Annotated in this window: 16 protein-coding genes and 1 riboswitch; of the genes, 12 read left to right on the top strand and 4 right to left on the bottom strand. The window is 63.2% G+C overall.

All coding sequences use genetic code 11. The features are described from left to right. Window positions 1–15 precede the first annotated feature (15 nt). The 9 genes from IEC33019_RS08185 to IEC33019_RS08150 all read left to right on the top strand — a co-directional run bounded on the left by IEC33019_RS08185 (window position 16) and on the right by IEC33019_RS08150 (window position 11,292). Window positions 16–1,026, top strand: a complete 1,011-nt coding sequence (locus tag IEC33019_RS08185) for an HAD family hydrolase (protein ID WP_070092974.1) — start codon at window positions 16–18, stop codon at window positions 1,024–1,026. A gap of 109 nt (window positions 1,027–1,135) precedes the next feature. After that, window positions 1,136–2,713 (top strand): arylsulfatase, encoded by a 1,578-nt coding sequence (locus tag IEC33019_RS08180; RefSeq protein WP_070092975.1) that lies wholly within the window; start codon window positions 1,136–1,138, stop codon window positions 2,711–2,713. A gap of 97 nt (window positions 2,714–2,810) precedes the next feature. Then, a complete protein-coding gene (locus IEC33019_RS08175) occupies window positions 2,811–5,351 on the top strand; it encodes a fused MFS/spermidine synthase (RefSeq protein ID WP_070092976.1) in 2,541 nt (846 codons plus the stop codon). A gap of 21 nt (window positions 5,352–5,372) precedes the next feature. Then, the gene (locus IEC33019_RS08170) at window positions 5,373–7,292 is read left to right on the top strand and encodes a diguanylate cyclase domain-containing protein (protein WP_099593303.1); all 1,920 of its coding nucleotides are present in this window, start codon (window positions 5,373–5,375) and stop codon (window positions 7,290–7,292) included. Window positions 7,293–7,408: 116 nt separating this feature from the next. Further along, complete coding sequence (locus IEC33019_RS08165) at window positions 7,409–8,281, top strand: DNA-binding protein (RefSeq protein ID WP_099593301.1); 873 nt, start codon at window positions 7,409–7,411, stop codon at window positions 8,279–8,281. 60 nt (window positions 8,282–8,341) lie between these two features. Then, on the top strand, window positions 8,342–8,509 hold the full coding sequence (locus IEC33019_RS27530; RefSeq protein WP_172959806.1) for a DUF6021 family protein: 168 nt from the start codon (window positions 8,342–8,344) through the stop codon (window positions 8,507–8,509). A gap of 144 nt (window positions 8,510–8,653) precedes the next feature. Then, window positions 8,654–8,896 (top strand): hypothetical protein, encoded by a 243-nt coding sequence (locus tag IEC33019_RS08160; RefSeq protein ID WP_099593299.1) that lies wholly within the window; start codon window positions 8,654–8,656, stop codon window positions 8,894–8,896. Beyond that, window positions 8,893–9,687, top strand: coding sequence for an exodeoxyribonuclease III (xth, locus tag IEC33019_RS08155; RefSeq protein ID WP_099593296.1), 795 nt, complete (start codon window positions 8,893–8,895; stop codon window positions 9,685–9,687). The genes IEC33019_RS08160 and xth overlap by 4 nt, the downstream gene beginning before the upstream one ends. Window positions 9,688–9,729: 42 nt before the next feature. Next, window positions 9,730–11,292 carry a sensor domain-containing diguanylate cyclase gene (locus tag IEC33019_RS08150; RefSeq protein WP_099593294.1) on the top strand — a complete coding sequence of 521 codons (1,563 nt, stop codon included), beginning with the start codon at window positions 9,730–9,732 and terminating at the stop codon, window positions 11,290–11,292. Here the strand turns inward: IEC33019_RS08150 and IEC33019_RS08145 are convergent. Then, window positions 11,278–11,784 carry a GNAT family N-acetyltransferase gene (locus IEC33019_RS08145; RefSeq protein ID WP_099593291.1) on the bottom strand — a complete coding sequence of 169 codons (507 nt, stop codon included), beginning with the start codon at window positions 11,782–11,784 and terminating at the stop codon, window positions 11,278–11,280. The two genes, IEC33019_RS08150 and IEC33019_RS08145, sit on opposite strands and share 15 nt — an antisense overlap. 153 nt (window positions 11,785–11,937) lie before the next feature. Here IEC33019_RS08145 and IEC33019_RS08140 point away from each other — a divergent pair, with 153 nt between their 5' ends. Continuing rightward, window positions 11,938–12,402, top strand: a complete 465-nt coding sequence (locus IEC33019_RS08140; protein ID WP_099594146.1) for a sterol desaturase family protein — start codon at window positions 11,938–11,940, stop codon at window positions 12,400–12,402. Window positions 12,403–12,404: 2 nt separating this feature from the next. Here IEC33019_RS08140 and IEC33019_RS08135 read toward each other — a convergent pair whose 3' ends face one another. Genes IEC33019_RS08135 through IEC33019_RS08125 form a run of 3 tightly spaced genes read right to left on the bottom strand, consistent with a single transcriptional unit; the run spans window position 12,405 to window position 15,168 of the window. Next, complete coding sequence (locus tag IEC33019_RS08135) at window positions 12,405–13,427, bottom strand: FecCD family ABC transporter permease (protein WP_099593289.1); 1,023 nt, start codon at window positions 13,425–13,427, stop codon at window positions 12,405–12,407. Further along, window positions 13,427–14,395, bottom strand: coding sequence for an ABC transporter substrate-binding protein (locus IEC33019_RS08130; RefSeq protein ID WP_099593287.1), 969 nt, complete (start codon window positions 14,393–14,395; stop codon window positions 13,427–13,429). Before IEC33019_RS08130 ends, IEC33019_RS08135 begins: the two co-directional genes overlap by 1 nt. Beyond that, entirely contained in the window at window positions 14,392–15,168 is a 777-nt protein-coding gene (locus IEC33019_RS08125; protein ID WP_099593285.1) for an ABC transporter ATP-binding protein, read from the bottom strand. Before IEC33019_RS08125 ends, IEC33019_RS08130 begins: the two co-directional genes overlap by 4 nt. Before the next feature lie 109 nt (window positions 15,169–15,277). Then, window positions 15,278–15,484: riboswitch (cobalamin riboswitch) on the bottom strand. Window positions 15,485–15,671: 187 nt separating this feature from the next. On the opposite strand from IEC33019_RS08125, the gene qhpR reads away from it, so the two are divergent. Together qhpR and IEC33019_RS08115 are read left to right on the top strand one after the other, a co-directional pair. Next, complete coding sequence (gene qhpR / locus IEC33019_RS08120) at window positions 15,672–16,718, top strand: AraC-like transcriptional regulator QhpR (RefSeq protein ID WP_081337548.1); 1,047 nt, start codon at window positions 15,672–15,674, stop codon at window positions 16,716–16,718. Window positions 16,719–16,887: 169 nt separating this feature from the next. Next, on the top strand, window positions 16,888–18,234 hold the full coding sequence (locus IEC33019_RS08115; protein ID WP_070094670.1) for an MFS transporter: 1,347 nt from the start codon (window positions 16,888–16,890) through the stop codon (window positions 18,232–18,234). The last annotated feature ends 7 nt before the right edge of the window (window positions 18,235–18,241 follow it).

Genomic DNA, 18,241 nt, shown 5'->3' with positions numbered 1-18,241 from the left:
CACCAAGGAAGTCATATGCATCTGAAGTCACCCTCGCGTTCGATGCACTGGTTGCTCACCCTGGCCCTGTTGCTGCCGGTACTGGCACGCGCCGCGGATCCGTTGCCTTCCTGGAACGACGGCCCATCGCGCGAGGCGATCATTGGTTTTGTCGAGGCGGTGAGCGACGAGCAAAACAAGGACTACGTAGCGCCGGCACAACGCATCGCGGTGTTTGACAACGACGGAACCCTCTGGAGCGAGCAGCCGCTTTACTTCCAGGTGCTGTTCGCCATGGCCGAGGTCAAGCGCCTGGCACCGCAGCACCCACAGTGGAAGAACCAGCAGCCGTTCAAGGCCGTGTTGGAAGGCGACCAGAAGACTTTGGCAGCCAGTGGCATGAAAGGCTTGATGCAGATCGTCACGGCCACCCACACCGGCATCAGCACAGACACCTTCGCGCAGAACGCTCGGCGTTGGCTCGCCAGCAACGTTCATCCTCGTACCCACAAACCCTACACCGAGATGGTCTTCCAGCCCATGCTGGAGTTGCTCGCCTACCTGCGCGCCAATGGCTTCAAGACGTACATCGTTTCCGGCGGCGAAGTGGCGTTCATGCGCACCTTCGCTGAGGAGGTGTATGGCATTCCACCCGAGCAGGTCATCGGCACCACCTTCGCCAGCCGCTTCCAGGACCTGGATGGCGAGCTGAGCATCCAGCGCCTCGCGCAGCTGACCCACAATGACGATGGCCCAGGCAAACCCGAGAGCATCGAGGCCTATATCGGCCGTCGGCCGATCCTCGCCTTCGGCAACTCCGACGGCGACCTGCAGATGCTGCAGTGGACCATGGCCGGGCCTGGCCGTCGGCTGGCGGGCCTGGTGCACCACACCGACGCGGGCCGGGAATGGGCCTACGACCGGCAAAGCGGGGTGGGCCGGCTGGACAAGGCCCTCGATGAGGCCAGACACAAGCAGTGGCTGGTCGTGGACATGGCCAAGGAATGGAATCGGATATATCCCTTCGATCAGGAAACACACCCATAAGCCAATACACATCACCACAGCAAGCAACGAGAAAACCTGTCAGGCCGTCGGCGTCTCGATGCTCAGGTAGTCGTGGAACACGACAAGCAACCAGAACGGAGAAGCACCAATGAAGCGCACAGGACGGTGGTTATCGCGTCTCGCCCTGACGGCGACCGCGATAGTGGGATGCTCCATGGCCTCGGCAGCGGAAAAACCGAACATCCTGGTGATTTTCGGCGATGACATCGGACAGACCAACATCAGCGCATACGCGCAAGGTGTGGTCGGCTACAAGACGCCGAACATCGACCGCATTGCCAAGGAAGGCATGATGTTCACCGACTATTACGCCGAGAATAGTTGTACGGCGGGGCGGTCGACCTTCATCACCGGCCAGACGGCCTTGCGCACGGGCCTGTCCAAGGTCGGCATGCCCGGGGTCAAGGTGGGCCTGCAGGATCGCGACGTGACCATCGCCCAGGCGCTCAAAGCCTTGGGCTATGCCACCGGGCAGTTCGGCAAGAACCACCTGGGCGACCGCGACGAATACCTGCCGACCAACCATGGTTTCGACGAATTCTTCGGCAACCTCTATCACCTCAACGCCGAAGAGGAGCCTGAGCGCCCCTACTGGCCGAAAGACCCCAACGATCCTTTCGTCAAGTCCACCACGCCTCGTGGGGTGATCCACTCCACCGCCGACGGCAAGATCGAGGATACCGGTGCGCTGAACAGCAAGCGCATGGAAACCATCGACGACGACACCACCCAGGCCGCCATCAACTTCATCGACAAGCAGGCCAAGGCCGACAAGCCGTTCTTCGTCTGGATGAACACCACACGCATGCACGCCTTCACCCACGTGCGCGAGGCGATGAAAGGGCAGAGCGGCATGGTGGGCAACGAGTATGCCGATGGCATGCTCGAACATGACGGTGATGTCGGCAAACTGCTCAAGGCGTTGGACGACCTCAAGCTGACCGACAACACCATCGTCGTCTACACTACCGACAACGGGCCGAACCAGTGGTCCTGGCCGGATGCGGCGACCACACCATTTCGCAACGAGAAGAACTCCAACTGGGAGGGCGCCTACCGGGTTCCGGCCATGGTGCGCTGGCCGGGCAAGATCAAGCCGGGCGAAGTGACCACCGAAATGTTCTCCGGCCTGGACTGGTTCCCGACCTTGCTGGCCGCAGCGGGTGACACCACCATCAAGGACCGCTTGCTCAAAGGCGCCGACGTCGGTGGCAAGAACTTCAAGGTGCACCTGGACGGCTTTAACCAGCTCGACTTCCTGACCGGCAAGGCCGACAAGAGCGCGCGTACCGAGTTCTACTACTTCAACGACGATGGCGAACTGGTATCGATGCGCTTCGGTGACTGGAAGATCGTGTTCTGCGAACAGCGTGCGCCGGGTGGCTTCGCTGTGTGGAGCGAGCCATTCACCTGCTTGCGCGCACCGAAATTGTTCAACTTGCGCATGGACCCTTACGAGCGGGCCGACGTGGTCTCGGACCAGTATTACGACTGGCTGACCAAGAACGACTACCTGCTGTTCCAAGGGACTCAGAAGGCAGCCGCCTTCTTGCAGACCTTCATCGACTATCCGCCAAGCCAGCGCCCGGCCAGCTTCAGCATCGACCAGATTCGGGCCGATGTGGACAAGCAGATCGAGGCCAAGATGAGCAAGGGCGCCAAATAGGCGTCAATCGGGACCGGATGCAGGCATAGCCTGCATCCGTCTTTCGGCCTGCGGCGACGCATCGGCGCAGGCCTCCTTCGCACTATAAGGCTTTCCAATGCCCTCAGCCGTCCGTTCGTCTCGCTCGCACACGCCTCGCCCGGCTGCCACGCAGGCACGCACCCAGGCGCGTCTTCAGCTGTGGATACCGGCTTTGCTGATGTTCCTGTCCGGCGGCGCGGCGCTGGTGTACCAAGTGCTGTGGGTCAAGCAGTTGTCTTTGGTGGTCGGGGTCGAGGTGTACGCCATCACCACGGCCATCAGTGCGTTCTTTGCCGGGCTGGCGTTCGGCGGCCTGGCCTTCGGGCGCTGGGCTGACCGCTTGCACCGCCCGGTGGTGCTCTATGCCGGGCTGGAGCTGCTGGTCGCGGCGCTCGGCCTTGGCGCGACGCTTTGCCTGGGGCAGGCCGCTGGTGTGTTTGCCCGCTTGGAGGCCAGCGTTGGGGCATGGGCCTGGATGCTGCCTTTTGTTCTCGTGGGCCTGCCGGCCTTTTTCATGGGCGGCACATTGCCGGTGCTGGTCAGGGCCTTGGCCCCCGACACCGACCAGATGGGGCTTGCCGGCGGCGGGCTGTATGCAGCCAATACCGCAGGGGCCATCGCGGGAACCCTCGGCGCAGCATTCCTCCTGTTGCCTGGCCTGGGCGTGCTGGCCAGTGCCTGTGTCGCGGCGCTGCTCAATGTCTTGGCAGCCATCGTCGCGCTGCGGGTGGCACGTTCGAGCGTCACACCGGCGCCGCGTTCGCCAACGGCCAGCCGCGCCCGTAGTGGCCCGGCACGCTTGGCCATCGCCTTGTACTGCATCGCGGGAGGTGTGGCGCTCGGCTATGAAGTGGTCTGGACTCAATCGATCGTGCAGTTCATGAGTACGCGCGCTTTCGCTTTTGCCGTGGTGCTGGCCACGTATCTGTGTGGACTGGTGATCGGTAGCGCGCTGTATGCCCGGCATGCCGATCGGATTCGTGACCCGTGGGGGGTGTTCGGTCTGCTGATCGCCACCGCCGGATTGCTCGCGATCCTTCAGATCGCGGGCCTCGGGCAATGGTTGATCGGCGCGCAGAGCCTGGCCGAACACGGGGTACGCAACCTTGGCGGCAGCGAGCTTGCGGGCATGTCTGCACGCTTCGCGGTCGCAGGGCTGTGCGTGGTGTTCCTGCCGACCACCTTGTTGGGAGCGGCGTTTCCCCTGGCCCTGCGTTTGACGGTCGATAGCGATCACGTGGGGCGCGATGTGGGCCTGGTGGTCGCGCTCAATACGCTGGGCGGCATCCTCGGCGTGATGCTGACAGGGTTCGTGCTGGTGCCGGCGCTGGGCCTGGTACGAAGCCTGGCCGCGCTGGCGATGCTCGCGGCCTTGGTGGGTGGGGTGGCAGTGTGGCGGGGCATGCAGGTGAGCCGCAGGATGCGCGTGGGCGTCGGCGTGATGGGGCTGGCCACGCTGGCCTGCGGGATACTCACGTCACCCCAACACCTGGCGCACCTGATGCCTGCGAACCGCATTGGCCAACTGGCGTTCTATCAGGAAGGGCGAGGTGGAACCGTGGCGGTGGTGCGTCAAGGCACGGGCCAACGGCAGTTCAGCCGGCTGTACATCCAGGGTGTGTCCAACACTGGGGACGCCATGCCATCGCTGCGCTACATGCGTCTGCAGGCCTTGCTGCCGCTGCTGATCCACCGGGGCGAGCCACGTTCGGCATTGGTCATTGGCTTTGGCACCGGCATTACCGCCGGTGCGATGTTGCGCTACCGCGACCTGCAACACCCCGTGGTGGCCGAGTTGCTGCCGGAGGTGCTCAAGGCTGCGCCTCACTTCAGTGGCACCTTCGACGCCATCAACGACCCGCGCCTGGATATCCGCTTGCGCGATGGCCGCCGCGAGTTACTGCGTAGCAACAGTCACTACGACATGATCACCCTGGAGCCGCCACCGCCGTCGGCGGCGGGCGTGGTGAACCTGTATTCGCGGGATTTCTACCAGCTGGCCGCCAGTCGTCTGGCCGAAAACGGGCTCGTCGCCCAATGGCTGCCACTGCCGACTCAGAACGACGAAGACAGCCGTTCCCTGGTGCGTAGCTTCATCGATGTTTTTCCTCATGCATCGCTGTGGACCACCGAGTTCCACGAGATGCTGCTGATCGGTTCGTTGCAACCTCTGGAACTCGACGCATCGCGTATCCAGGCGCGGTTCGCTCAGCCGCAGGTGGCCGGCGCCCTGGGCGACGTCGGGATTGACTCTCCGGCGGCCCTGCTCGCGACCTGGATCACCGACCGCCAGGGCCTGGAAACCTATGCCGGCGGCGCACGCCCCGTGACCGACGACCAACCGCGTATCGAGTATGCCCCCTGGGTACGGGCCAAGGAGATCACCCGGGTACTGCCTACGTTACTGGCGTTGCGGCGGGATCCCCCTTTGCTCAATGCACCGCCTTCGCTGTTGGCGCAGGTCAATGATCAGTGGACGCGGCTGAGGCGCTTCTATGACGTCAGCCTGCTGGCCTACCGGGGTGACCGACAGGGCTGGGCCAGGGAGGTGCGCGCGGTCGTCCGGGAAGACGGTGATAACCCTTATTACCGTTGGTTTATCGGTAATCCCCGCTGACCCGCCGAGCAGGAGGCTTTTATGTCACTACGCAGGCGATTGCTTTGGCTGCTGGCGCCGCCTTTGGTGGTGGCGCTGGTACTGATCTACCTCTTGGCCCATGGCCTGCTGCTGGGCCGGCTGGACCAGGAAGATGAGCAACGATTGATCGCCCAGGCCACGCAGATACGCGCATTGCTCAACAACCAGTTCGAGCGTGACCGCGATCGGTTGCAGAGCTTTGTGCAGGCCCTGGCGCCTGAGTCGGCGACCGGCGCAATTCTGCCGGTGCTGGAGGCAACCTTGAGCCGGATGAACGTCGACTTTCTGGTACGCCTCGATGCGCAAGGCCGGGTCAGCGCCGCGCAGTGGCTACCGGTAGAGATGGCGTCATTGGTCTATCTGGATACAGCGCTACACCCGAGCCAGCAGGCATTGCGCGATGAAGTGCTGCACAGGGTCGAGCGCCTGGGGCAAGCCGGTGAGGTCCTGTCCGGGCCTGGGCAACTGCTGGCCGTGCAGGGAGTGCCGATGATACTCGTCGGCGTAGCGGTCGATCCTGCCCGATCGAAGGACGCAGGCGTGTTGTATGCCGGGCACTTTCTCAATGGCACCCGCATCGCCGATTTGCAGCGCCAGCTCAACGGCGCGCTCCGTTTGTTGCCTTACCAACCGGTGGACGGCGCGCAACAGATCGCCATCAGTCCGCGCCAGGTGCTCGATGACACCCGCCAGCGCATCTTTTTGCTGTTTAACAATGGCACCGGCGAACGTCGGCCCGTGCTGGAGCTGACTCGTGATCGTTACCTGTACAAAGAAGGCAAGGCGCAGATCAATCTGTTCTTCGGCGTGTCGGCACTGCTCGCGATAATAGCCTGGTTGCTGATCTACCTGGGGCTGGAGTGGTTCGTACTGCGCAGGATCTCGCGCATGCACCAACAGTTTTTGCACATCGGCCCGGACACAGCCGGACAGCGCTTGAGCGATCGCGGCCAGGATGAACTGGGGATGCTCGCGCTAGCGGCCAACCGCATGCTCGATCGCCTCGAACAAAGCGAAGCCCGCGACCGCGCCATCCTGCGGGCCATGCAAGAGGGCTACTTCGAACTCGACACCCATGGGCGCCTGCAATCTGCGAACCCCGCGTTCTGCCGGCTGCTGGGGCTGGCACCGCAGAGCATCACCGGGCGCAACGCCAGTGAATGGCTGCAGGCATGCGACGAAGCGCGACTGCGCACGCTGTTCGAGACTTGCGAGCAGGGTGATGCACCGGCGTTCGCAGGCCGCATAAAGCGTGCCGACGGCAGCGTGGGCCATTACGAAACGCACCTGTCGGTCATCCTGGACCACCAGGCGCAGGTGCTGGGCTATCGCGGCATCCTGCATGACGTCAGCGACCACGTCGAATACCAGAACCAGTTGTACGACCTGGCCTACCTCGACGCCCTGACGCGCCTGGGCAACCGCAAAGCGTTCTACGAGCACCTCACGCGCAGCCTGGCCGATGCCAAAGGTTCGGTGGCATTGCTGTTCATCGACCTGGATCGCTTCAAGCAGGTCAATGACCGATTTGGCCATGACGTGGGCGACAGTTTATTGGTGAACATGGCCAATCGCTTGCGTGATGCGGTGCGCAAGCCTGATCGCGCGTATCGGCTGGGCGGGGATGAGTTCACGCTGATCCTGCCGGGGACCGACGAGCAGGATGCCGAGCGGCTGGCGCAGCGGTTGCTGCAGGTCTTGGGCGAGCCTGTGCAGCTCGATGAACAGGTAATCGACTTCGTCACCCCCAGCATCGGCATCGCGCTGTATCCGCAGCATGCGCAAGATCTCGATTCGCTGGTCAAAGCCGCTGACCAGGCGATGTATGAGGCCAAGCGTCAGCGTAATCAGGTTTGTTTGTACCAGCCCCTGTCCGTGGGAGGCGTTATCGAGCCGGCACAGGAAGGGCGATTTCGGTAACGGGCGCAGGCATGCGTGTCTCGCCGCCGAAAGGCAGGTTGATTGTCGCTGTGGATAACGGCAAAATTCGTACAAATTACGTGGTATGTACCACAGTACGAATCGTAGGAGCAGCGATGGCCCGGGTCGGTATCAATAAGGTGGTGGTACAGCAGGCGCGGCAGGCGTTGCTGGCTCGGGGTGAGCATCCCAGTATCGATGCCGTGCGTATCGAGCTCGGCAATACCGGCTCCAAAACCACGATCCATCGCTATCTCAAGGAACTGGAGGAGCGCCCCCCAGTGCCTTTGGATACGGCAAGCCTGAGCAATCAACTGAGCGGCCTGGTGGAGCAACTGGCCGAGCAGTTGAACGAGGAAGCCCAGGCACGCATCCGTGATGCCGAAGCCGACTTCGAGGCGCAGCGCGAGCAACTGCAGGCGCAGGTGCAATTGGCGCAACAGGCGCTGGCGGCAGCGCACCATCAGTTGCAGATTCAGGCGAGCGCGTTGCAGGCCGAATCCGAAAAACTGCTGACCACCCAAAGCACCCTGCAGGCCGAGCAATTGCGCAGCGCCAGCCTCAACCAAGCGCTGGGCGAGGTGCAGTTGCGCCTGGCCGACAAGGACGCACAGGTGCAGCAACTGCAGGTGGAGCTGCGCCAATTGCAGCAGGCCATGCTGGTGCGCCAGGAGGAGGCCACGCGCCTTCACCGGGACAACGAGCGCTTGATCGGGGAGCATCGGCAGGCGGTGGAGCAACGCACGGCGCTGGAGGCACAACTGGAGCAACGTGATGCCCAGGTTCAGGGGCTGCGCTCGATCCTGGCCCAGGCCCAAGGCGCGAGCGACGAAATGCGCCGACAACTGGAGAACCAGACAACGCAACTGGAGCACAAACGCGAGCTGTGCGGCGAACAGGCACGCCAGTTGGAGCGCTTGCAAGGCATGCTCGATGCCCGGACGGCGGCGCTGGCAGTCTGTGACGCCGCTGGACACCAGAGCGGGTAGATGAATCAAACTTATGCGCGGCGGCGGGTTCTTCCATAGACACTCGTCTGGAGACTTGCCATGAGCCAATCTGATCCGCGCAAACCCGACCAAGGACCGCATTCTTCCGAACACGCCACTCACCCGAACGATCTGGGCTTTGATCCGGACTCACCTGATCTCGAAGACCCACAAGTCGATCCCCAAGGACCGGCCAAGCCGCCCAGGGATGACGAAAAGAAAGCATGAGCGCAAAGGGCCGCAATGCGGCCCCTAGCGGTTATCGATCTATCTTCTTGATTTTTTGCGCGCTGCCAAGGCGAACGGCCATTGGTTTGAACATTGGCGCGGCACAAAGCTCAGAGATTCAAAGGTCGCATCGAGGAGCCACCCATGAGCATCGAACGCAGCATTCCCGAGCTTGAGGCGTGGTACGCCCAGTACGATGACGCGAGCTATCGCCGCGAATCGCCGGACGCCTATCATCATGAACTGATCCGTACTGCCGAAGCGCTGCGTGACGACGGTGCGATCGATTGGGACGACTGGCTGGCGCTCAAGGCCCTGGCCGACCAGGCTCATGTGCGCGCCCTCGAAGAAGCCGTGCAGGCCCATGTGGACGACCCTGACGCATGAAGACGCTGAAAATAGCCACGTTCAACATCAATGGCATCCGTAGTCGACTGCCGGGTCTGCTGACCTGGCTGGAACGCGAGCAGCCCGATGTCGCCTGCCTCCAGGAACTCAAGGCTGCCGACAAGGACTTTCCGCGCGAGGCATTGGAAGCGGCGGGCTATGGCTGCCTGTACCACGGGCAAGCGTCGTGGAACGGTGTGGCCATCCTGGCCCGCGGCAGTGAGCCGCTCGAAGTGCGCCGGAGCTTGCCGGGCATGGACGGCGACAGCCAGAGCCGCTACCTGGAGGCAGCAGTGCATGGCGTCTTGATAGCGTGCCTGTACCTGCCCAATGGCAACCCTCAGCCGGGCCCCAAGTTCGACTACAAGCTGCGCTGGTTCGAATGCCTGATCGCCCATGCCGGGACCTTACTCGACAGCGGTCACCCGACGGTGCTGGCAGGGGACTTCAACGTGGTGCCCACCGACCGGGACATCTACAACACGCGCTCCTGGCGCAAGGACGCGTTGCTCCAGCCGGAGTCCCGGGCGTGCTACCAGCGCCTGTTGGAGCAAGGCTGGAGCGATGCGATCCGCCAATTGCATCCTGATGCGCAGGTCTACACGTTCTGGGACTACTTTCGCAATCATTGGCCCCGCAACGCGGGCCTGCGCATCGATCACCTGTTGCTTAGCCCCGAACTTTCACCACGGCTCAAAGCCGCCGGTGTGAATGCCTGGGTACGTAACGAACCCAAGGCCAGCGACCATGCGCCGGCCTGGATCGAGTTGTCTGCGCCGCCGCGTCACTGATCTATAGTCAAGGGCGATGAGTGCTGGACACAAGGGACTGTAATGGCTGCAAGCAGGAGGCAGGACGAGGACGGGGTGTTTTCCGTAGCCGGCGAGGGCCGCGCCGTGGCCTTGTTCCGCCTGGTACTGAGCTTCATGGCGGTGGTGATGCTGGCCTTCGTGCTGATCGAAGGCTGGCGGATCTGGCGCGACTACCGGCATGCCTTCGTCAATGCCGAAGATGCGGTGACCAACCTGGCCAGAGGCACCGCCCAGCATGCCGAAGACGCCATTCGTCAGGTCGATGCGATCACCTCCGCATTGGCCGAGCGCATCGAGGGCGACGGCTTCGCGCACCTGGACCGACCTCGACTGCACGCTTTGCTCAAGCAACAGAAAGCGATCATGCCGCAGCTGCATGGCTTGTTCGTCTATGGCGCCGATGGCCGCTGGATCGTCACCGATCAATCGATGATCACGCCGCGGGCGAACAATGCCGATCGCGATTACTTCATCTATCACCGCACCCATGCCGACCGAGACGTGCGCGTCGGTTCGGTGGTGCGCAGCCGCTCTACGGGCGACTTGATCATTCCCATCACGCGGCGGCTGAACAATCCCGACGGTAGCTTCGCCGGCGTGCTGCTGGGGTCGATCAAGGTGGATTGGTTCGTGCGCTACTACGGCGACTTCAAGATCGACGAGCGCGGCGCGCTGGTGCTGGCCAAACGCGACGGCACCATTCTCGTGCGCCGGCCCTTCGTCGAGCAGGTCGTGGGCCGCAGCCTGGCCGACAGCGATATCTTTCGCAATCACTTGCCTTACGCCGATCAGGGAGTGGTGGAGGCCGTCGCGGTGGTCGACGGGACGCCGCGCCTGTACGCCTACCGGGCCTTGGCCCATTACCCATTGGTGGTTGAAGCTGGCCTGTCGCGCGAATCGATCATCGCGCCTTGGCGCCACGACATGCTCAAGTCGATCGCGGTATTGCTGCTTTTGTTGTCGGGGCTGGCGGCCTTTGGTTGGGTGGTGCTGCGCCAGTTGCGCGAGCGCATCGCCATCGAACGCGCCTTGCACCAGGCGCATCAGACGCTCAAATCCTTGGCCTTGACTGACAGCCTGACCGGCCTTGGCAACCGTCGCCGGTTGGACGGGGTATTCGAAGCGGAGATACGCCGGGCGCGGCGTCAGGGTTATCCCCTGGCCTTGGTGATGATCGACCTGGACTACTTCAAGGCCTACAACGACCGTTACGGCCACCCGGCAGGCGACCAATGCCTGCGGCGCTTCGGCGAACTGCTTGGCCATGCGCTGAAGCGTCCGGGCGACCTGGCGGTACGCTACGGCGGCGAAGAGTTCACGCTGTTGCTGCCCAACACTGATGCCCAGGGCGCGGTGACAATCGTGCAGGAGGTATTGATGCTGCTGCGCCGGCTGGCGATCGAGCATGCCGGCAGTCCGTTAGGGCAGGTTTCTGCCAGTGCCGGAATCGCAGTGGGCCATCCAGGACCGGAAGACATCACGCCGGAAAGCCTGACGGCTGCCGCCGATGCTGCCCTGTACGAGGCCAAGCGTCAGGGGCGGGACCGCTACAGCCTGGCGAGCAGTGCGCTAGCCAATTGCTAGCCGCATGGCGCAACGCCCAGACAAGCCATGCGCCCGCTCATCGCGCAAGATGCCTCGCAGGCGTTCATCCAACTGCTCTGGTGTCAGGATCGTGAAACCGAGGCGGGCATAGAACGGCGCATTCCATGGCACGTCGATGAAGGTGGTCAGCGTGACTGCTTGCAGACCACGGCTGCGCGCAGTATCGATCGCCTCGCGCAAAAGGCGCCGACCCATCCCTTTGCCCTGGGCGCGCTCGTGCACCGAGAGCTCATGGATGTGCAATTCGCTCCCTGCCGTCTGCGCGCAGAGAAAGCCGATCGGTCGGTCGCCATCATCCACGGCGATCCAACTGTCACCCTGTGCCAGAAAGGCCTGATGGGCTGTGAGGTCAAGCACGTCGCCGGACGCCAGCCAGGAGAGGCCGGGAAGCTGGGTGAATGCCTGTGCGGCCGAACGCTCCACATCAGGGAGCAGCGGCAGGTCGCGGGGAAGAGCAGGGCGTATGGGCATCGGGCGGTCCTTGGCCAAAGCATCCAGTCTAAAAGCCTCACGATAAGGTGCAAGGGGCAGGGGGCGGCCCGTCATCCTTTCATGGAAAAGCCCTCCGAATGGTCGAGCTGCAATGGTACCCTTGCGGCCTTCGTTGCTATCTCGGACCGTTACATGTTGTTCAATCTCGCCATCCTGTTCGGCACCCTGGTGGCCATGGAAGGCGTCGGCACGCTGGCTCACAAGTACATCATGCATGGCTGGGGCTGGTGGCTGCACCGTTCGCACCATGAGCCGCACCTGGGCATGCTGGAAACCAACGACGTCTACCTGGTGGCCCTGGCGCTGATTGCGGCGGGGCTGGTGGCGTTGGGCAAGGCGGGCTACGCGCCTGTGCAATGGATCGGCGGTGGCGTGGCGGGGTATGGCGTGCTGTATGTGCTGGCCCATGATGGTTTCTTTCACCGCCACTGGCCCCGCGCGCCCAAACCGGTGAACCGCTACCTCAAGCGCCTGTACCGGGCGCATCGGCTGCACCATGCAATCGTTGGGCGCAAGGGGAGTGTGTCGTTCGGGTTCTTCTACGCGCCGCCGCTGCGTGTACTCAAGCGTCAGCTCCAAGCCCGCCGGCATCACTAGGCTCAGGCTTTGCGGCGCAACAACACGATGAAGAACAGCCCGCCAATGGCCGCCGTGGCAATGCCGATGGGCAGATCCTGAGGCGCGATGAGCGTGCGGGCGCCGATATCCACCCACACCACGAACAACGCGCCCAGCAGGGCGCAGGCAGGCAACAGTCGGCGGTGCTCGGCCCCGACCAGTCGGCGGGCGACGTGAGGCAGCATCAGTCCGACAAAACCTATGGCACCTGAAAGCGACACCAGCACACCGGTCAACAGGGCGCAACCAACGAACACCTGCGCCCGCACTCGTCGCGGGTCGAAGCCAAGGCTCACGGCCGTCTGCTCACCGCTCATCAAGCCGTTCAACGCCCGTGCCAGGCTCATCAGCAGCGCGAACCCCGCCAACACGCACAGCGCCGGTAGCCAGAGCAGAGGCCACTGTGCCAGGCCCAGGCCACCCAGCATCCAGAACATTACCGAGCTCGCCGCGTGGGGATCGCCGGTATACAGCAGCAAATTGGCCAGCGCCATGATCACGAACGACACCGCCACTCCGGCCAGCAGCAGCCTGTCGCTGTCCAGCCGACCACGCCGGCTGGCCACCGCCAGGACCAGCAACATGCTGCCCAAGGCACCGACGAAGGCCGCCAGGGGCAGACTGAAGGGGCCGGCGAAAGTGCCGAGGAACAGCACCACCACCACCGCCCCCAGCACTGCGCCGGAACTGACGCCCAGCAGGTGCGGATCGGCCAGCGGGTTACGGGTGACGGCCTGCAGGGCACCTCCAACCAAGGCCAGGCCGGCCCCCACCAAGCCTCCCAACAGGACCCGTGGGGCGCGGATCTGCCAGACGATCTGCGCCTGTCCCCGGCTCCAGTCGCCCATTTCAGTAGCGCCCAATTGATGCATCAGGATGCCCCACACTTTGGCCAGCGGCACGTTGGCCGCACCAAAACCCAAGGACAACAGGCAAGAGAACAATACGCCGGCCACCAGCAGCGACATCAGCAGGCGATACCCCCCGGGGCTGCGCACCGGCATCAATGCGCTGCCTCGGCGAACAGCTGCGGATGCAGGGCCGAGGCCAGTTGCTCGATGGCGCCTGCGTTGTCCACCGAGGGGGTGACCTGCAGGTACGACAGCACCACGAAGCGGCGCTCGCGAATGGCCTTTACCTCGCTCAAGGCGGGGTGATTGAGCAGAAAGTCGCGTTTTTGCGCCCAGCTCGTCGGGCCATAGTCGACGATGACAATCACCTCTGGGTCGCGCTCCACCACGCTCTCCCAATTGACTTCGGTCCAACTGGCGTTCACATCGGCCATCACGTTGTCGGCACCGGCTGCTTCGAGCAGTGCCTGAGGCATGCCGAGCCGGCCGGAGGTGGTTGGACGGTCCTCGCCACTGTCGTAGAGAAAGACACGGGGTTTGTGCTGTACCTGGGCCAACTGCTCGTGTACCCGCGCGATGCGCTGCCTAAGCTGCCCGACGAGCTCGCCGGCGCGGGGTTGAACATCGAAGATCCGTCCCAGATTTTTCAGGTCCCGATACAGGTCCTCCAGGCTTGCGCGGCGCTGGGGCATGATCCAGGAGCAGGATTCGCTCAGCTCATACACCGGGATACCCAGCAGTGCCATGGTCTGCGGTGTGAGCGGTCCGCCCACGTTCATGCCGTAGCCCCAACCGGCGTACAGGAAATCGGCCTGGGCGTCGAGAAGGTTTTCCGGCGATGGGTAGCGTGGCGCAAGTTCAGGAAGGCCTGCCAAGGCGTCACGTAGGGACGGGTCGAGGGTTTTCCAGCCACTGACACCGCTGTAGCCGATCATCCGATCGCGCAGCCCCAGGGCCAGCAGCATTCCGGTGAGGTTGATGTCGTGACTCACCGCCCGCTGCGGCGCCTGGTTGAAGGTGACGTCACGCTCGCAACTGCGCACGGTGACGGGGTAGCTGTCGGCCCAGGCTGCAAAGGGCAGGGCGGCGAGCAGGGCAAGGTAAGTCAGGCGTCGCTTCATGCGGGGCTGATCCAGGTAATACGTGGGTGGGGCGCCAATGGGTGGCGATCGACCAGGGCGCGAACACCAAAGACCTGCGCCAGGCGTTGCTCGGTCAGCACTTGCTCCGGCGTGCCTTGGGCGACGATGCGCCCGGCATCGATGACATAGAGGCGGTCACAGAAGGCCGCGGCCAGGTTCAGATCATGAAAACTCGCCAACAGGCCTAGACCAGTGGCACGCAAGTGTTCGAGCAAGGCCAGTTGGTAACGCGGGTCGAGGTGATTGGTCGGCTCATCGAGGATCAACAAGCGCGGTTGCTGTACCAACGCCCGGGCCAGCAACACCCGCTGTTTCTCGCCTCCCGAAAGCGGTGCGAAGCCTTGGTCGGCTCGAGCGTGCAGGCCCAGTCGCTGCAGACAGGCGTCGATCAACGCCTGGTCGTCATGGCTGTCGAACCAACCCTGGTGCGGGGTTCGACCCATCGCGACCACATCGCGCACACTCAAGCCGAAATCCTCGGGGAACTCCTGCAGCATCACTGCCACGCGCTGGGCAACCCAGCGAGGGGAGCGCTGCCAGATGTCTTCGTTCTCCAGCAGAACGCGCCCCCCATCGGGCCGGGTAAAGCGATAGGCGCAGCGCAACAGGCTGGTCTTGCCGCTGCCGTTGGGGCCGATCAGGCCGACGAACTCACCCGCGTGGACGTGCAGGTCGATACCGTCGAGCAGCCGCTGACCGCCGGGCGAGGGGGCCCAGTGCAAGCTTTCCAGACGTAAGGTAGGGGATGACATGCAGACCAACCGTACCGGGGTGAATGAAGCCCGACAGGTGAAGGCGCGCAAGGGCATCGCGGGCAGGCTGCTGCCCCAAGACCGGCCCGCGCCCGCCCACCGCGGGTGTTGCCAAAGGAGGTGACAGGCCGGTCTCCGGGCTTGCGAGGGGCTTGAAGCATTCACCTTCCCATGCCGGTGGCACAGTGGCGTGTCGAATGCATCGCTCGCTTACCGTTGCGGGGGCAGCACCGGACTGATCGCCCAAGGCGACGCACCGGCTTCCCGTTTAATCCCCGGCGCGGCGGCAGGGGACACCTGAAACTGGGGCGCATCTGAGCATTAATGGGCGGGTCAGTCAACCGAACGGGGCGGGCCTTTGCGATCGCGCGGCTGATTGTTACGCGATGTTACCCATTACCCCAGTTCGGCTGCCGCCTTCTGGCTGCAAAGGGTCTTTCGAAGGAAGAAGGCAGGGCATGGTGTTTGCATTACTCAGACGACGACCTCAACTGGAATAGACCATGAGTTCTCCACTGCACTGCTGCACCGTCTCGCCAGTCGCGGGCAACCTCGGCGTCCTGTCGGCTGCTGCCAGTGGGCTGGAGGGATTCGTCACAGGTGTTGGAGGTGACATCGACCTCATACTGGGACGCGCCGGCGTCAACCCCGAAAGCCTGCGCCAACCAACGCTGAGCCTGCCGCTCACCAATTACTGCCAGGTGCTGGAGGAGGCCGCACGCCAGGCCCACTGCGATAACTTCGGTTTGCACTACGGCCTCCAGTTTCAGCCCCAAGCCTTGGGATTGCTCGGTTATGTCGGGTTGTTTTCCAACACGTTGGAGGAGGCCCTGCGCAATTTCGCGGCGGCGTTTCCTTACCATCAGCACGACACTTTGATACGGCTGGTCGACTGCGGCGAGAGCTATCGCTTCGATTATCAAGTACGGCACAGCGCCATTCTGGAGCGCCGACAGGACGCCGAACTGACCATGGGCATGGCGCTTAATCTGATACGTCACGTGCTGGGCAAAGACTGGGCGCCGGTCGCGGTCAGCTTCGAGCACGCTCGGCCACAGGATTGGCGGGTGCATCAGCAGGCGTTCGGCGCGCCTGTCTATTTTGATCGTGGGTGCAACTCGATGCTCGTCCCCAAGGCCGACCTCAAAGATCAGCGGATGCCGGAGCGCGATGCCAATTTGCTGTTTCTGGTTCAGGACGTACTCCAACGTCTGGGGGCGCACGATCAGCGACGCAATCTGTTGGATGAGGCGGACGCCCAGGTGCGCCTTGCCCTGAGCGGCGGAGAGCCGTGCCTGGAGAGGATCGCGCAGGCGTTGGAGCTCAGTTCGGCCGGGTTGCAGCGCCACCTGCGCGAGGCAGGCTTGAGCTTCAGTCAGTTGGTCGAAAGGGTCCGCCGGGAACTGGCGGTGCACTACCTGCGACAGCCCAAAAGGCCGGTGTCTGATCTGGCAGGGCTGCTCGGGTATTCCGAGGCGAGTGCGTTCTCTCGTGCTTTTCGCCGTTGGTTTGGCGTAAGCCCCCGGCAATGGCGTAGCGAAGACCATTGAACCGAAAATTGACTTTGCATGTTGAACACACCCTTGCAGGGTCAAGTCTTGGTCTAGACCAATCGCTAAGATCAAGTTCGCAAGCCCCGGATACCTCCCGGCAGGCGCCTTGATCGAGCAGAGCAGGGGTGCCAGGCCTACGTCGCGGTAATCAACAGAGGACAACAACATGTACAAGAGTCCTGAGAACGCCCGCCATTACTGGAAATCCCTTCAACGCTGGCGCGTTCAGATATTCATCATCACGTGGCTGGCCTATGCCGCGTTCTATTTCACCCGCAAGGCATTTTCGGTTGCCAAGCTGGGCATTGCCGAAGACCCCAGCTTTACGCTCGACAAAGCGGCCATGGCCAACCTCGACGCGTTGTATCTGGCTGCCTACGCCGTGGGCCAGTTTGCGTGGGGCGTCTTCGCTGATCGTTACGGTACCCGCGTTGTCGTGCTCGGTGGGCTCGTGGTGTCGGCACTGGCCGCACTGGCCATGGGCACCTTCGCGACCTTGCCGATCTTCGCCAGTTGCATGGTGATTCAGGGGTTGGCGCAATCCACGGGCTGGTCAGGGCTGTGCAAGAACATTGGATGCTTCTTCGCCACCCGCGAGCGCGGGCGCGTGCTGGGCTACTGGAGCACCTGCTACGCGTTCGGCGGCCTGGTCGCGACGCCGTTTGCCGGCTGGTGGGCGTACCAGATTTCCCATGATTGGCGCATGGCGTTCATTTCCTCGGCGGGCGTCGTGCTCGTGGTTGCCGTGCTGTTCTTCCTGTTGCAACGCAATCGCCCGCAGGATGTAGGTTTGCCTGCCGTCGAAGATGAGGGCCAATCGGCCGGGCGAGCCGACGCCCCTCGGGAAAACTACTGGGCGGCGCTGCGCAAGGTGCTGGCCAACCGTACGGTCCTGGTGCTGGGGGTTGCGTACTTCCTGCTCAAGCCAGCCCGCTATGCAATCCTGATGTGGGGGCCGGTGATCGTCTATGAGCGGATGCCGAGTATCGGCAAAGTGGCCTCGGCCATTGTGCCGTCCGCGTTCGAAGTCGCAGGGCTGGTCGGCCCGATTCTGATCGGTATCGTCTCCGACAAGCTGTTCGGTGCTCGACGCATGCCGGCCTGCGTGATCAGCCTGATGGCGCTGACCCTGTGGTTGATTTTGTTCGTACCGACAATGCAAAGCGGCAACATCTACCTGGTCGTCGGCTTGCTGTTCATGATGGGCATCACGCTGTATGGCCCTGACTCGATGATCAGCGGTGCCGCCGCCATCGACTTCGGCACCAGCGAGTCCGCGGGCACAGCCACAGGCTTCGTCAACGGGTGCGGCTCAGTGGGTGCGATCCTCGGCGGGCTGCTGCCGGGCTATTTCGACACCATCACCGTGTTCTTCGTCTTCACCGGCGCAGCCTTGCTCGCCAGTTTGCTGTTGGTGCCGTTCTGGAACAGCCGCCCAGCAAGTCAAGCGACTATCAGCGAGTTCGAGACGACGCCTGGCGCTGTCGCCACATCCACGCAAAGCACTCGATGATCCCACT

The organism is Pseudomonas putida (assembly GCF_002741075.1).
GTDB lineage: Bacteria > Pseudomonadota > Gammaproteobacteria > Pseudomonadales > Pseudomonadaceae > Aquipseudomonas > Aquipseudomonas putida_T.
The sequence above is the reverse complement of the archived record's forward strand: the minus strand, read 5'-3'. Positions and strand labels throughout refer to the sequence as shown.

What these genes read in the sequence shown, in the direction of transcription:
- IEC33019_RS08185 (WP_070092974.1), top strand. Translation starts at nt 16, where the DNA reads ATGCATCTGAAGTCACCCTCGCGTTCGATGCACTGGTTGCTCACCCTG.
- IEC33019_RS08180 (WP_070092975.1), top strand. Translation starts at nt 1,136, where the DNA reads ATGAAGCGCACAGGACGGTGGTTATCGCGTCTCGCCCTGACGGCGACC.
- IEC33019_RS08175 (WP_070092976.1), top strand. Translation starts at nt 2,811, where the DNA reads ATGCCCTCAGCCGTCCGTTCGTCTCGCTCGCACACGCCTCGCCCGGCT.
- IEC33019_RS08170 (WP_099593303.1), top strand. Translation starts at nt 5,373, where the DNA reads ATGTCACTACGCAGGCGATTGCTTTGGCTGCTGGCGCCGCCTTTGGTG.
- IEC33019_RS08165 (WP_099593301.1), top strand. Translation starts at nt 7,409, where the DNA reads ATGGCCCGGGTCGGTATCAATAAGGTGGTGGTACAGCAGGCGCGGCAG.
- IEC33019_RS27530 (WP_172959806.1), top strand. Translation starts at nt 8,342, where the DNA reads ATGAGCCAATCTGATCCGCGCAAACCCGACCAAGGACCGCATTCTTCC.
- IEC33019_RS08160 (WP_099593299.1), top strand. Translation starts at nt 8,654, where the DNA reads ATGAGCATCGAACGCAGCATTCCCGAGCTTGAGGCGTGGTACGCCCAG.
- xth (WP_099593296.1), top strand. Translation starts at nt 8,893, where the DNA reads ATGAAGACGCTGAAAATAGCCACGTTCAACATCAATGGCATCCGTAGT.
- IEC33019_RS08150 (WP_099593294.1), top strand. Translation starts at nt 9,730, where the DNA reads ATGGCTGCAAGCAGGAGGCAGGACGAGGACGGGGTGTTTTCCGTAGCC.
- IEC33019_RS08145 (WP_099593291.1), bottom strand. Translation starts at nt 11,784, where the DNA reads ATGCCCATACGCCCTGCTCTTCCCCGCGACCTGCCGCTGCTCCCTGAT.
- IEC33019_RS08140 (WP_099594146.1), top strand. Translation starts at nt 11,938, where the DNA reads ATGTTGTTCAATCTCGCCATCCTGTTCGGCACCCTGGTGGCCATGGAA.
- IEC33019_RS08135 (WP_099593289.1), bottom strand. Translation starts at nt 13,427, where the DNA reads ATGCCGGTGCGCAGCCCCGGGGGGTATCGCCTGCTGATGTCGCTGCTG.
- IEC33019_RS08130 (WP_099593287.1), bottom strand. Translation starts at nt 14,395, where the DNA reads ATGAAGCGACGCCTGACTTACCTTGCCCTGCTCGCCGCCCTGCCCTTT.
- IEC33019_RS08125 (WP_099593285.1), bottom strand. Translation starts at nt 15,168, where the DNA reads ATGTCATCCCCTACCTTACGTCTGGAAAGCTTGCACTGGGCCCCCTCG.
- qhpR (WP_081337548.1), top strand. Translation starts at nt 15,672, where the DNA reads ATGAGTTCTCCACTGCACTGCTGCACCGTCTCGCCAGTCGCGGGCAAC.
- IEC33019_RS08115 (WP_070094670.1), top strand. Translation starts at nt 16,888, where the DNA reads ATGTACAAGAGTCCTGAGAACGCCCGCCATTACTGGAAATCCCTTCAA.